11 protein-coding genes are annotated in these 14,102 nt (G+C 67.0%); 3 read left to right on the forward strand and 8 right to left on the reverse strand.

Annotated features, from left to right (window positions below; genetic code table 11):
* Position 1 precedes the first annotated feature (1 nt).
* Positions 2-2,161: a molybdopterin-dependent oxidoreductase gene (locus tag SLQ31_RS24500; RefSeq protein ID WP_319436734.1), complete on the forward strand. Its 2,160-nt coding sequence runs from the start codon at positions 2-4 to the stop codon at positions 2,159-2,161.
* A 172-nt stretch (positions 2,162-2,333) separates the two neighbouring features.
* Here SLQ31_RS24500 and SLQ31_RS24505 read toward each other — a convergent pair whose 3' ends face one another.
* Genes SLQ31_RS24505 through SLQ31_RS24540 form a run of 8 tightly spaced genes read right to left on the reverse strand, consistent with a single transcriptional unit; the run spans position 2,334 to position 11,426 of the window.
* Positions 2,334-3,161 (reverse strand): alpha/beta hydrolase, encoded by an 828-nt coding sequence (locus SLQ31_RS24505; RefSeq protein ID WP_319436735.1) that lies wholly within the window; start codon positions 3,159-3,161, stop codon positions 2,334-2,336.
* Positions 3,158-4,138, reverse strand: coding sequence for a cyclase family protein (locus tag SLQ31_RS24510; RefSeq protein ID WP_413642921.1), 981 nt, complete (start codon positions 4,136-4,138; stop codon positions 3,158-3,160). The genes SLQ31_RS24505 and SLQ31_RS24510 overlap by 4 nt, the downstream gene beginning before the upstream one ends.
* A gap of 12 nt (positions 4,139-4,150) precedes the next feature.
* Positions 4,151-4,972, reverse strand: a complete 822-nt coding sequence (locus SLQ31_RS24515; RefSeq protein WP_319436737.1) for a coniferyl-alcohol dehydrogenase — start codon at positions 4,970-4,972, stop codon at positions 4,151-4,153.
* Between the two features lie 3 nt (positions 4,973-4,975).
* Positions 4,976-6,283 (reverse strand): LLM class flavin-dependent oxidoreductase, encoded by a 1,308-nt coding sequence (locus SLQ31_RS24520; protein WP_319436738.1) that lies wholly within the window; start codon positions 6,281-6,283, stop codon positions 4,976-4,978.
* Entirely contained in the window at positions 6,280-8,007 is a 1,728-nt protein-coding gene (locus SLQ31_RS24525) for an FAD-binding protein (protein ID WP_319436739.1), read from the reverse strand. The genes SLQ31_RS24520 and SLQ31_RS24525 overlap by 4 nt, the downstream gene beginning before the upstream one ends.
* Positions 8,007-8,936, reverse strand: coding sequence for a 3-carboxyethylcatechol 2,3-dioxygenase (locus SLQ31_RS24530; protein WP_319436740.1), 930 nt, complete (start codon positions 8,934-8,936; stop codon positions 8,007-8,009). The genes SLQ31_RS24525 and SLQ31_RS24530 overlap by 1 nt, the downstream gene beginning before the upstream one ends.
* On the reverse strand, positions 8,884-10,560 hold the full coding sequence (locus SLQ31_RS24535) for a bifunctional 3-(3-hydroxy-phenyl)propionate/3-hydroxycinnamic acid hydroxylase (protein WP_319436947.1): 1,677 nt from the start codon (positions 10,558-10,560) through the stop codon (positions 8,884-8,886). The genes SLQ31_RS24530 and SLQ31_RS24535 overlap by 53 nt, the downstream gene beginning before the upstream one ends.
* 2 nt (positions 10,561-10,562) lie before the next feature.
* Positions 10,563-11,426, reverse strand: a complete 864-nt coding sequence (locus tag SLQ31_RS24540) for an alpha/beta hydrolase (protein WP_319436741.1) — start codon at positions 11,424-11,426, stop codon at positions 10,563-10,565.
* A 171-nt stretch (positions 11,427-11,597) separates the two neighbouring features.
* On the opposite strand from SLQ31_RS24540, the gene SLQ31_RS24545 reads away from it, so the two are divergent.
* Together SLQ31_RS24545 and SLQ31_RS24550 are read left to right on the forward strand one after the other, a co-directional pair.
* Positions 11,598-12,299 (forward strand): IclR family transcriptional regulator, encoded by a 702-nt coding sequence (locus SLQ31_RS24545; protein WP_319436742.1) that lies wholly within the window; start codon positions 11,598-11,600, stop codon positions 12,297-12,299.
* A gap of 136 nt (positions 12,300-12,435) precedes the next feature.
* Entirely contained in the window at positions 12,436-14,073 is a 1,638-nt protein-coding gene (locus SLQ31_RS24550) for an FAD-dependent oxidoreductase (RefSeq protein ID WP_319436743.1), read from the forward strand.
* The last annotated feature ends 29 nt before the right edge of the window (positions 14,074-14,102 follow it).

Here is a 14,102-nt window from a genome sequence, read left to right on the forward strand (position 1 = left end):
CGTGCGCCCGCAGCAGACCGTGCACACGTTCTGCCGGTACTGCCTCGCGTCGTGCGGCGTCGAGGTGACCGTCGAAGCGGGGCGGGTGGTGAAAATCTCTGCGGATAAAGAGAATCCGCACAGTTGGGCGGATTTCTGCGCCAAAGGCCGCACCGCCGGCCAGCTCGTCGACCACCCGCGCCGCATCACCCGTCCGCTGCGGCGGGTGGGCGACGCGTACGTCGAGGCGACATGGGACGAGGCGATCGCCGACATCGCCACCCGGATGTCGACGATCATCTCCGCCGGTGGACCGGACGCCGTCGCCAGCTACACCGGCAACCCGGCCGGGTTCTCGTCGTCGAATCTGCTGTTCATGACGGGCTGGCTGGATGCCATTGGCAGCCAGAACCGTTACTACGTCGGGTCGGTGGACCAGAACGCGTTGCATGTGGTGGCCCAAGCCATGTACGGCTCCCAGCTGTTCGTCCCGGTCTCGGATGTCGACAACTGTGACTTCTTCCTGCTGGTTGGCGCCAATCCCGCTGTCAGCGCATGGAATTGGGTGGAGTCAGTACCGGGCGGTTGGAAACGGGCGCTGGCACGGCAACGTCAGGGTGCCAAGATCGTCGTCGTGGACCCGATCCGGACCGAGACCGCCGAGAAGGCCGACACGCATCTGCCGATTCGCCCCGGGCAGGACTGGGCACTGCTGCTCGGCATGGTCAAGGTGATCCTCGACGAAGGCCTCGAGCATCGCGAAGACTGCGCAGACCTGGCGCTGGGCGTATCGGAGTTGCGCAGCCTGATCGCGGCCGCCGACCTCGACGACTTGGCCGCTCGCTGCGATCTCCCCCGCGCTGATATCGAGTCGCTAGCAAGGGATTTCGCGGCCGCGCCGGGGGCGATGGCGATCACCCGAACCGGCGTGTCACTGCACCTGGCCGGAACGATCGGCGAGTGGCTGGGCCATGTGCTGAACGTCATCACCGGCCGGATGGACCGGCCCGGTGGCCGTCGCTTCGAGCGCGGCTACGTCGACGCACTCAAATTGGCTGCGTTGGTGAAGCCCACCGATCACCGCAGCCGGCTGCAGGGACGGCCGATGGTCGCCGGCCACCACGGATTGGACGAATTGCCCGACGAGATCACCACTTCCGGGCGAGGGCAGATTCGGGCCATGGTGATCAACGCGGGCAACCCCGTGATCTCCGGCCCGGACGGTGCGCGCCTGGACGCCGCGCTCGAGCAGCTCGACCTGTTGGTGGCCATCGACTTCCTGCAGCGCGAAAGCCACCGTCACGCGCACTGGCTGTTGCCCGCCGCGCACTGGCTGGAACGCGACGACTTGCTGGCGCTCACCAGCGGCCTGCACGACGAGCCGTACATCCAGTACGGGCGACGGGCGGTCGATCCTCCGGGCGAGGCCCGCGAGGAGTGGCGGTTCTTCCTGGACCTCACGCTGGCGATGAAGCGGCCGTTCCTGGGCATGCGGGGCGTCAACGGGTTTGTCAAGGCGACGCGTGCAGCCGCCAAGCTCGCGCGCAGGCCGCGGATGGCGTTCGGGCCGCACTGGATCGACCGCATGCTGGTGGCGGCCAGCCGCGGCATCAGCTGGCGAGCCGTCATGGATCATCCGCACGGCTGGGTGTTCGGAAAGCGCGAATTCGGGCAACTGCGACCGGCTTTGCGCACCGATGACAAGAAGATTCACGTCGCGCCCGCGGAGTTCGTGGCACGTGCCCACGAGTTGCTCGCCGAACCACGCCCGCAATCGCCTGCGGGGCTGCCCTTCCAGCTGGCGAACCGCAGGCGCAGGCATTCGATGAACTCCTGGCTCAACGATATTGAAGGCCTGCACCCGTCAGGCAAGGACAACCACGCGGTGATCAACACCGCCGACGCCGCCGCGCTGGGCATCGCCGACGGCGATCGCGTCCGGGTCTTCTCACCCATCGGCGAGATCGAACTCGCTGCCGAGGTCAGCGACCGGCCCCGCCGCGGCATCGTCATCGTCGACCACGGGTGGGGGTCGCGGGTATTCGACCCGCGTGGCGGTGCAGCGCCAATGTCGTTCGGCGTCAACCGGAATCTTCTGGTCGACGGGTCTCCGGTCGATCCGCTGTCGCAGACGCCCGCGTTGAGTTCGGCCTACGTGGGCGTCGAGCGCGTCGGGCCCTAGCCTCCCCCGCGCCGAAACCGACGTTTCGCCGCGAAACATCGAGAAAACCCCGCAGTTACGTCGATTTCGGCGCGAGGGTCCTCAGCCTGCCCCACGCCGAGATCGACGTTTTGCAGAGACCTACTCGCACTTCTTCTGCGTAATGTCGGTTTGGGCGTAGGAGACAGACGAGCTAGTCGCCCACCTCGGCGAAGAACGTCAGCAGCACGTCCGCCAGCGCATCGGGCTGTTCGATCTGCGGGCAATGACCGGCGTCGTCGACGACGGCCGAGCGGGCCCCGGTGATCTGCCCGGCGATCTCGGCGGCCCACCCCTGCGGGAGCAGCTTGTCCCCCGCACCCTCGACCACCAGGACCGGAACGTCAATCCGGTGATAGGCCCGCTTGCTCGACGGGGTCGGCGGGGCATCCAGTCCGGGCCGGCGAAACCTGGCCGCCGCCAATGACTCCCAGGCTCCCGGAGCGATGCTGGACTCGTAGCGTCGCCGCACGTAAGCCTCATCCGCCGGGAACGAGGAGTCGAAGAACAGTGCCTCCACGATGGCCCGCATCGCCTCGAACGAGGCGTCGTACTCGTACAGCGCGGTGGTGTGCCGGTTCTTCTGGATCTCGCCGCCGCCACAGATCGCAACCGCGCTGCGCACCGGCAGCACGGGAGCCGCCGAGGTGAGGTCCACCAACAGGTTGATGGCCCCCATCGAGTTGCCGACGAAATGCGCCGAGTCGATGCCCAACAGCGCACACAACCGCGCGATGTGCCGGATCCGCATGCCGCGTCCATCGGTGAAGTCGACGACTTTGGCCGAGTCACCGAAGCCCAGCATGTCCGGCGCCAGCACCCGATAGCGCTGCGACAGCACCGGAATGACTCGTTCCCAGCCGATTTCGGCACTCACCCCGAACTCGCCACCGTGCAGCAGCACGACGGGCTCGCCCTCCCCCGCCTCCAGGAAATGTGTGGCCAGCCCGTCGACGTCGACGGTCCGGTGCGCAATGCTCACTTGATCGCGATCGGGTTTACCGGCGATCCGACGCCCCCGGTGACGGACAGCGGCGGTGCGACGAGCTGGAACTCGTAGCGCCCGTCGGCCGCGCAATCAGCGGCCAATTCGGTGAGATTCCAGTACTCGCCCAGCATCAGGCCCATGTCGCGCAGGCACAGCATGTGCATCGGCAGGATCGCACCGTCCACCCCCGACGCCGGGTTCTCCACCATCAGGTTGTCGGCCGCAACGGCGGCCACCTGATGGTCGGCCAGCCACGACGCGCAGGTCCAGTCCAGGCCGGCGCCGGGCTCGCCACCATCACCGGTCTCCAGAAAGCGTGCCCACCAACCGGTTCGGATCAGCACGATATCGCCGGGTTCAATGCTGACGCCCTGCGTCCTGGCCGCCTCGTCGAGCTCGGCCGGCGTGATCGGCTCGCCGAGCGCGCAATAGGTCGGCACGCCGCGCAGCTTGACGATGTCGAGCAGGACGCCCCGCGAGGTGATGCCCTTGCTGACGACCTTGTCGATACCCAGGTAGTAGGCGCCGAGGCTGGTCACCGACTCCGCGGGAAAGCCGTTGTAGAGCTTGTCCTCGTAGTAGACGTGCGACAGCGCGTCCCATTGGGTGGCGGCCTGCAGCGGCATGATGATCATGTCGTCGTTGAACCGCATCGGCCCGGCCTTGCTGTACCCGCCCAACTGCGCGGCCCCGGGATTGCGCAGCCATTTCGGCCCGTACTCCATGAGCGTGTTGGCGTCGCCGCCGTCGATCGTCATCACGTGCATGGGATTCTGCCGGTAATGGAACGCGCCCTGCGGACCCGACGAGCCGAAGTCGACGCCGAGCGGAAACACCTTGCCGTGCTGGACTGTTGCTGCCGCCTGGGCGATCTTCTCTGGCGTGATGAAGTTCAGTGTGCCGAGCTCGTCGGCGTCACCCCAGCGGCCCCAGTTACGGACGTCGTCGGCGACCCGACGGAAATCGCTCATATCGGCCACTGGTCAGCCCTTCTCGTAGTCGGCAGCTTGGCGCGCCGCGATGTTGCCGCCGTCGGCCCAGATGACCTGCCCGGTGATGTAACCGGCGGCCTTGCTGCCCAGGAACACCAGCACCGCGGCCTGCTCGGCTGGGTTCGACACCCGCCCCAGCGGCTTGGGAATGGTGTCGAGGAAGTCGTGCCCATAGGCCGATCGCAGCTGATCGAGGATCGGGGTCTCGGTCACCCCCGGTCCGGTGCAGTTGATCCGGATGCCCTTGGCGCCCAGCGGTACCGCACTGCTCACCGCGTACCCGATGATTGCCTCCTTGGACAGCCGATAGCCGCCGTCGGCCAATGCGTCGGGATGGTCGTGGCACCAACCGATGCCCTCGGCCATCGAGCCCGTCGCCAGCAGAGCAGCCACCTGCGGCAGGTTCTCACGGTAGTTCGCCGCGGCCAGGGACGACACGCAAACGACCGACGAGCCCGGTCCCAACTTGGGCAGCATCGCCTCGGTGAACTGCCGGGTGCCCAGGAAGTTGATCGTGAGGACCAACAACGGATTCCCGATCCCCGAGGACACCCCGGCCACGTTGAACAACGCATCGACCGGGCCGCTCACCGCGGCCGCGGCCCGATCGATCGATCCGGGATCGGCCAGATCGACCTCGACGAAGTCGTTCAGCTCGACGGCGCCGGGCGCCGGGGGCCGCAGATCAAGGCCGACCACCTCGGCACCCAGATCGGTGAGCTGACCACACAGCTGCGCGCCGATTCCCGACGCGCAGCCGGTCACTACAACACGGCGGCCGTCGTACCGCAGCAGATCATCGATGGTAGACACGCGCTACTTGGCTTCCCGCTTCTCCTTCTCCAACTGCGCGGCCTTCACGCGGCCCTCGTTGATCTCGGCCATCGCCTCCGGAATCTCACCGGCGGTGAACTTTCCACCCCGGCCGGTGGGCAGCCCACCGAAGGAGTAGGTCTCGTCGAACAAGGGGGCCTCCGATGGCCGGCGACGAGCCTCGACCTTCTCGATGACGGGCTCAAGACGCTTGGCCTTGGCCGCGACGGCCTTGGCGTCGCGCTCGATGAACTCGGGCAGTACCTCCTTGCCCATGATCTCGATCGACTCCATCGTGCCTTCGTGGCTGCGTGGATTCAGCAGCAGAATGATCTCGTCAACACCGCTGGCCTCGTAGCCGCGCAGGAACTCCCGCACCGTATCCGGCGAGCCGATGGCACCGCGGCCCGGACCGTAGGCCAGGGTCGGGTCGTCCTTCACTGCCTGCTCGTAGAGTTCCCACACCCCGGTACGAGCGGGCGTGTGCATCCCGGTCAGGTAGTAGTGCATGATGCCGAACGAGAAGAACCCACCGCCGATTCCGAGCCGCGCCAGCGCCTCGTCGTCGTTCTTCGCGACCATCATCGACAGGTCACCGCCGATGGCCAGGATGTTGGGGTTGATGGCCGGCGTGACGGGCGCGCCCTGCTCCTCGAACTCGGTGTAGTAGCCGTCCACCCGGTCCTTGAGCGCTTCGGGGCCGGTGTAGGCGAAACTCAATGCGCCGATGGCCTTCTGAGCCGCCATCTGCACCGAGGACGGACGCGTGCAGGCCACCCACACCGGTGGGTGCGGGCTCTGCAGCGGCTTGGGGATGACATTGCGGGGCGGCATCTCGACGTGCTCACCCTTGAACCCGGTGAACGGCGCCTCGGTCATACAGCGGATCGACACCTCCAGCGCCTCTTCCCACATGGTGCGCTTGTCCGCCGGGTCGATGCCGAAGCCGCCCAGCTCGGCGACCGAAGAGCCTTCGCCGGTGCCGAATTCGACGCGTCCGTTGGACAGATGGTCCAGGGTGGCGACGCGCTCGGCGATACGCGCCGGGTGGTTGATCGGCGGCGGCAGGTGCATCACACCGAACCCGAGCCGGATGTCCTTGGTGCGCTGGCTCGCCGCGGCCAGGAACATCTCCGGCGCGGTCGCGTGGCAGTACTCCTCCAGGAAGTGGTGTTCGGTGAGCCAGACGGTGGAGAAGCCGGCCTTGTCGGCAGCTTCGACCTCGTCCAGACCGTCCTGGAACATCTGGTGCTCGTCGTCGTCGGACCACGGCCGTGGCAGCGCGAACTCGTAGAACAGGGAGATCTTCATGCCGTTACCTCTCGATTGGAGTTATGGGAAATGTGTTCTGCTGCGACGTATCCGAACGTCATTGCGGGTCCGATGGTGGCGCCGGCGCCGGCGTAGCTGCGGCCCATGACCGCGGCCGAGGCGTTCCCGGTGGCGTAGAGCCCACCGATGGCGGTGCCGTCGTCACGGAGCACCCTGGCGTGCTCGTCGGTGAGCAATCCACCCGAGGTACCCAGGTCGCCGAGGATGATTTGGAAGGCCAGATACGGCGCCTTGCCCAGCGGAGCGAGGTTGGGGTTGGGCAGCGTCGGGTCGCCGTAGTAGTTGTCGTAGGCGCTGTCGCCCCGGTTGAAGTCGTCGTCGTGGCCCTTGCGGGCGAGTTCGTTGAACCGGGCTGCGGTGCGCTGCAATTCGTCTGCCGGAACGCCGATCTTGGCTGCCAGTTCCCCGAAGGTGTCGGCGGCCACCACGATGCCGGAGTCCAGCCAGGCCTGCGGAATCTTGCGGCCGGTGGGCACCGGGGCGAGCGGTATTTTCGGGATCGGCAGGTGGCCGCCCACCACATACCGATGAAACGACGCGATGTCGGTGACCAGCCAGCACGGGATGTGTTCAACTCCCGCGTTCTGGCCCTCGATCATCGCGTGCGCGAAATCCATATACGGCGCGGCCTCGTTGATGAACCGCTTGCCTGCGCCGTTGACGACGAACTGGGCGGGCATCATGCGCTCGTTGAGCATGAACTGCAGGCGCCCGTCGGGCCAGCACATCGCGGGGAACCACCACGCCTCATCGAGCAGATCGGTGGCAGCTCCCACCTTCTCACCCGCCCGGATCCCGTCGCCGGTGGCCGCGGGATTGCCGAAGCTCCAGTCCTTTTCCAGCACCGGCAGGTGCTCACGACGCCACGCCATATCGTGGTCGAACCCACCGGAGGCCACGACCACACCGCGCCGGGCGGCGATGCGCAGCGGCTTGCCGTCCCGTTCCACCACGGCGCCGACCACCCGTCCTTCTGAGCCGTCCACGTCGGTGATCAGTTCGGTCATGGGCGCCGACAGCCACAGTGGGATGTCCTTCTCTTTGAGCGCCAGCCGCATCCGCGCCATCAGCGACTGCCCGATCGCGGCCATCCGGTCGCCGAACACCCGGGCCCGGAACATCCGCCAGATCAGTTTGAGCAGTACGGCCTTGCCCCGCCAGTTCTGCCGGACCTGGTAGAACAGCCGAAGATCCTTGGGAGCGAACCAGATTCCCTTGGGCGCCAGCGCCAGGGGCGCGAGCAGGTTCTGTTCCTCCTCGCCGAGCTTGCGCAGATCGATCTCGGGCACATTGATGGTGCTGCCGCGCTCGGAGCCGCCGGGCAGCTCCGGGTAGTAGTCGGCATAGCCGGGCTTCCAGACGAAGTCGAACCAGCTGCTGGACTGTTCCAGGAACTCCATCATCTCGGGGGCGGCGTCGACGTAGGCGTGCAGCCGTTCGTCGCTGACCAGACCGCCGGTGATGGTCTTGAGGTACTCGAACACCCCGTCCGGATCCGGCGAGTAGCCGGCCTTGCGTTGCGACGGCGCGCCTGGCACCCAGATGCCACCGCCAGAAAGTGCCGATGAGCCACCGAATTTCGGCGACTTCTCCACGATCAGGGTGTCCAGCCCGGCCGCGTCAGCGCGCAGTGCCGCGGTCATCCCGCCCGCGCCAGAGCCGATGACGAGGACATCGACGGAGTGATCGAAAGGTTCTGTCATTACGCGAGCACCGCCGTCCGGATCGCGAAGCCCGCGATCAACTCGGGAGCAGCGCGGTAGTAGCGCTGCTGCGTCTGGTAATCACCCTGGGCCGCCATCGCGGCGAAAGCCGCCACCCAGGTGCGGATCTCATGTGCCGAGTTGCCGGCCTCACGGGCAATCCAGTCATTGCTCCAGCCGTCCACCTCGGCCAGCCGATTGGTGTCGATCAAGTCCAGCAGGGCGTGATCCCAGGCCGGGTTCAGCGGCTGCAGCGGGCTCTGCCCGTGCGCGAAATCGTGTGCCGCGGCGATTACGGCGTCTTGCCGTGCCGCCCGCCCTTCCGGCGACATCGGCGCCCCACCGACGATGCGCTCCAGCGCGGCCGGTGGCGCCGTCGCCAACGTCGGCACTGGTGGATCGTGGGACAGCCCACCGGATCCGACGATCAGCACCCGCTTGCCCAAGGTGCCCAGGTATTCACCGATCGCGGTGCCAAGGGCCCTGGTGCGCTTGAGTGGCCCCAGCGGGGTGGCCACCGAGTTGATGAACACCGGGATGATAGGGGGCGAAGCCGCGCGCAGATTTTCGGATCCGAAGAGCACCTCGAGCGGCTGCACCGTGCCGTGATCGACATCCATCGCCGCTGACAAGGACACGTCGACGCCGGCTTCCCATGCCGCGGCCGCCATCTCGTTGGCCACGTCGGCGGGCACGTTCAGCGGTCCGGCGTGGGTGCCGTAATCGCCGACGCCGTGCGCCGCGGTCCCGATACAGAATGGCGGCATCAGCCGATAAAAGAATCCGTTGTAGTGGTCCGGGGAGAAGATGACCACCAGCTCGGGATCGAAGTCCGCGACGAAGGCGCGGGTGTCGGCAAGCCGGGCGTTGATGTCATCAAGCAGTTCCTCCGACGGTCCCGGCAGATTCAGCAGCGGGCTGTGCGACATGCAGCAGAGGGCCAGTGGCATCGGTGACTCCCGGGGTCAGGGTGAGCTTGTCGAGCAGGGCAGCGCTCAGCTCAGGTGTGCGTTGGGCGATGCACGCGCCGGCGATGCAACGGTCGGGGCGCAGGAACATCACGGACTCTTCGTGGCTGTCGAACCAGGCTTTCAGCGCGCCGGTACGGTCGCCGACCACCAGGACGTCGGGGTCATCGTGGCCGGTCCAGTGCAACTGGGTGCTCGGGCGCAGCGCCACGAAGACGGCGCCGAGCGACTTCCAGGCGGCAAACGCCCTCTCCCCCAGTAATTGCCGGGGGTTGTTGCTCCAGCACACAAAGGCGAACCAGGGCCCGATGACATCGTCGAGCAGGACGTTCTGCTGCTCCCGGGTGTCCACGCGGGGTTGGATGAACAGCGTGCCGACCGCCGAGGACGGTGAGCGCGGCTCGTTGTGCACCACCGCACCCTGTTCGTAGCGTGGCATCGGCTTGAAGCGCATTTCCAGGACGTAGCGCTTCAGCGTGGGTACCAGTGATGCCGCGCGGATGAGCACATCGCGAGCGCCCGCGACGCGCGGGTTGGTCGGCGAGATCACCTTGCCCACGGTGGTCGACAGGTCGATCATGGCCCGGGCGTGCTTGCGGCGCTCAACGTCGTAGCTGTCCAGCAGCGCGTCGCCGGCCTGTCCCTTGACCACCGCGGCCAGTTTCCAGCCGAGGTTGGCCGCGTCGCGGATACCGCTGTTGTAGCCCTGACCCTGCCAGACCGGCATCAGGTGGGCAGCATCTCCGGCAATCAGCATGCGGCCCTTGCGGAACGAGCTGGCGATGCGCGAATGGTGGGTGTACAACCGGCGGCGGATGATGTCGACCTTGTCCGGGTACGGCACCAGCCGGGCGAGCATCTGCGCCACGAACGCGGGATCCTCGGCCTGCTCGTCGGTTTCGTGGGCGTGGATCAAGAACTCGAACCGCCGGATGCCGTGGGCGATGGCGATCGAGACGTAGGGCCGCACCGGGTCGGCGCCGACTTCGCTGTTGGGATGTCCGAGCGGGTCATTGGCGATGTCGACGACCAGCCACCGGGTCGACGACGTCGTCCCGTCGAAGGACACCCCCATCAGGCGGCGAGTGGCACTGCGCCCGCCGTCGCAGCCGACGACGTAGCGGGCGTTGATTTTTCGCGGCCCGGAGTCGGCCGGAGAGACCTCGACGGTGACACCGTCGGCGGTCTCGGTGATCGAGGTCATGGGATGACCCCACGCGACCTCGACGTGGTCGAACCGGTCGAGGCCCTTGTACAGCTCGGCGTCGACCAGGGGCTGCACGAACCCGTTGCGCTTGGGCCAGCCGAACCGCGCGTCGGGCGGCGCCATCTCGGCCAGCAGCCGGCGCTTGCCGTCGTAGAACCGCAGGATCTGGTTGGGCACGGTATGCGGTAGGACGGCGTCCACCAGGCCGATGGACTGGAAGGTGCGCAGGCCTTCGTCGTCGAGGCCGACCCCGCGCGGGTAATCGATCAGGGCGTCGCGCTCATCGACCACCAGTGTGCGGACACCCTGCAGGCCAAGGACATTGGACAGGGTCAGGCCGACCGGCCCGCCACCCACCACGACGACGTCGACATCCATGCTCACCGGTCCAGGAGGAAGTCGATGTGCAGGCGGTTGAACGTCTTGGGGTCCTCGTACTGCGGCCAGTGCCCGCAACCCTCCATGACCTCGAAGCGCGCGCCGGGGATCATCTCCGAGATGCGCCGGCCCTCTGTCGTGTCGGCGGTCGGGTCGTCACTGGTCCACAGCACCAGCGTCGGCGCGGTGATCGCACCGTAGTCGCTGGGGCTCATCAGGTTTCGCTGCCGGATCTCGGGATCCTGAAGGGCCATGATGTCGCGCATCGCGGCGGCGAATCCCGGCTGCCGGTACACCCGCTGCCGGCTGGCGACGATGTCGTCGTAGCCCTTGGACTTGTCGGCCATCAGCCACTTGATCCTGGCCTGGACGGTCTCCCAGCTCGGGTTCTCCGCGGCAGCCATCGACAGCGCGATGATCCGCTTCATCACCTCCGGGTCGGCCTGCGAACCACCGGCGGTGTTGAGCACCAGACGCTCGAGCCGATCGGGGTGATCGACAGCGAAGCGCGAGGCCACCCAGCCGCCCAGCGACTCACCGGAGATGTACGCCCGCTGCGCCCCGATGGTGTCGAGGACGGCCGCGAGGTGGTCGACATAGTGCGGAATCTCCAGCAGATGCCCTGGCTTGTCGGTGTAACCGTGTCCCAGCATGTCGATCGACCAGGTGGAGAAATGTTCAGCGTGCGCCTCGATGTTGCGCACGTAGGCCTCGGCGTGCCCGCCCGATCCATGCAGAAGTACCAGTGTGGGTTTACCCCGATCACCGGCGTGCAGGTAGCGAGTGCGTACTCCGCCGGCATCCAGATAACCCTGTGAGAACGCAACGCCCTGCAGATCGCTCCAGACGCTTTCGAACTCCGGCACCCCGTGGCCCCTATCGTCGGTGATAATGGGATTCTCGCTTTTTGTAAGCGGTATGTGTAATTATTGAACAATGACGTGCGATAGTTTAAGAGCATCACTCTCGCAGTGCTGTATGTCAAGGCACTTCGGGGTGGCTCGCACCCGATTTCGCACCTCAAGCACGGGGACGGCATGACGCAGACACCCACCGAAAGCCCAGTCAACGCTGCGCCTGGGTCACAGACCCTGGCCCGCGGCCTACACGCATTGCAGCTGGTCGCGGCGGCCAAAGGTGGGCTGACGATTCAACAGGTCGCCGACCACATCGGAGTGCACCGGACGATCGCTTACCGGCTGCTGAGCACCCTGGCCTCCTACCGGCTGGTCGCCAAGGCCGAGGACGGACGATTCCGGGCCGCGGCCGGCTTGGCGGCGCTGGGGGCGTCGTTCGACAACAACATCCGCGAACTGTCTCTGCCGACCCTGCGCGGGCTCGCCGACGAACTCGGCACAACGGTGTCACTGCTGGTCGCCGAGGGTGATCAACAGGTCGCGATCGCGGTCATCGTGCCGACCCGGGTGTCCTATCAGCTGTCATTCCACGAGGGCAGCCGCTATCCGCTGGACAAGGGTGCGGCCGGGATCGCCTTGCTGGCCAGCATGCCGCCGCGGCCCAGCGAACGCCCGCTGGTGACCCGTGCACGTGATCAGGGTTGGATCATCACCCACGGCGAGGTCGAGCCCAATACCTACGGCCTCGCGGTCCCGGTTCACCGGCCCCCTGCCGCGCCGCACACCTGCATCAACCTGATCTCGCACCGCGAAGACCTGGTGCTGAACGGCCGCGAAGCGGCCATCACGGCAGCCCAACGTCTGTCCGCCGTCCTGAGTTAAGCACCCCGCTGAACTGGGCAAACGGTTCCCGGAGCGCTTGACACCGTACGAGCGACGTCATTAGCGTGACAACAACGAACACCTGCGTTCGGTATATGCACACACCAATACCCGTGTGCGGCAACAGGAGTGAAGTATGGCGGACACCTGGGGCTCGGACCGCTCCGTCCCACCTTCGTGGGACCAGGAAGCTGATGTCGTCGTCCTCGGCACCGGCGGCGCCGGGCTGACGGCCGCACTGGTCGCTCATGTCGAGGGCGCATCGGTCGCGGTGTTCGAGAAGGCGCCGACGGTCGGTGGCACCACCGCGGTTTCGGGTGGGATCGTCTGGATTCCCGCGCACAACCGGGCCGCCGGCGGTGAGCTGAGCGTCGCCGACGCGCTGAAATATCTTGAGGCCCAATCACTCGGCGTCATGGACCACGACCTGGTCGAGACCTTCGTGCGCACCGGCCCGGCAATGCTGGACTACATCGAAGCGCACAGCGCCCTGCAGTTCGAGGTCGCCGAGGGTTTCCCCGACTACAAGCCCGAACTGCCGGGCGGCCAGCCAGGCGGCGGGCGGTCGTTGAACGCCAAACCGTTCGATCGGGCCACGGTGGGCGAATGGGCATCGCGCATCACGTCATTCCCCGTCGACTTCAGCAATGTGGGAATCGACGCCGAGACGCGGGCGCGCATCCACGCCGCCGTCGACGATATGGATGGCGACTACTGCGTTGCGGGCACCGCACTGATCGCCGGCCTGCTCAAGGGCCTGCTCGACCTCGGGGTCACCCCGGTGACCGAGGCCCGTGCGGTCGAGCTGATCGGGTCGGCGTCCGGTATCACCGGAGTGCGGATTGTGCTCGGCGACAAAGAAATCCGGGTCAAGGCCAACAACGCGGTGATCCTGGGAACCGGCGGGTTCGAATGGGATGAGCGCCTGGTCGAGGCCTACCTGCGGGGGCCGTTGCGGGGCCCGGTGTCACCGCCGAACAACACCGGCGATGGACTGCGGATGGCTATGGCGCACGGCGCCGACCTCGCGAACATGGGTGAGGCCTGGTGGGTGCCGGTCATCCAGATTCCGGGCGACACGCTGGGCGGCAAACCGCGCAGCCGCAGTGTGCGATTGGAGCGCACCAGGCCGCGCAGCATCATCGTCAACCGGGCCGGCAAGCGCTTCCTCAACGAGGCCGGCGAGTACAACTCGATGTCCGGGCCGTTCCATCAGCTCGACCCACGCGCCGGCTACGTCAACGATCCGGCGTGGATCGTCTTCGACGCCCAGCACCTGAAGCAGTACGGATTCCTCGGTATCGAGCCGGGCGCCACCGCACCCGACTGGTTCAACGAATCGGCGACACTGGCCGAGCTGGAAGCCAAGACCGGGATCGACGCCGACGGGCTGGCCGCCACCCTCACCGCATGGAACGACGCCGTCGCCCAGGAGAGCGACCCCGAATTCGGCCGTGGCGCAAGCGCATACGACGGCTACTGGGGGGACAACTCGGCGGCCACGCCGGCGCTGCAGACCCTCGGCCCGCTGGACACCGCGCCGTTCTACGCCGTTCCGGTGGGGATCGGCGCCATGGGCACCAAGGGCGGCCCCCGCACCGACCGCGATGGCCGGGTGCTGCACGTCAGCGGTGAACCGATACCTGGACTCTTCGCCGCGGGGAATGCGATGGCCGGTGTGACCGGGCGGGCCTACGGTGGAGCCGGCGGAACCCTGGGCCCGGCAATGGTATTCGGTTACCGCGCGGGCCTGGCGGCCGCCGCTTCTCGTTGACACCGCACTGAGAGCGAGAATTCCGCCAA

The organism is Mycobacterium sp. RTGN5, assembly GCF_033804465.1.
In the GTDB taxonomy this organism is placed as follows: domain Bacteria; phylum Actinomycetota; class Actinomycetes; order Mycobacteriales; family Mycobacteriaceae; genus Mycobacterium.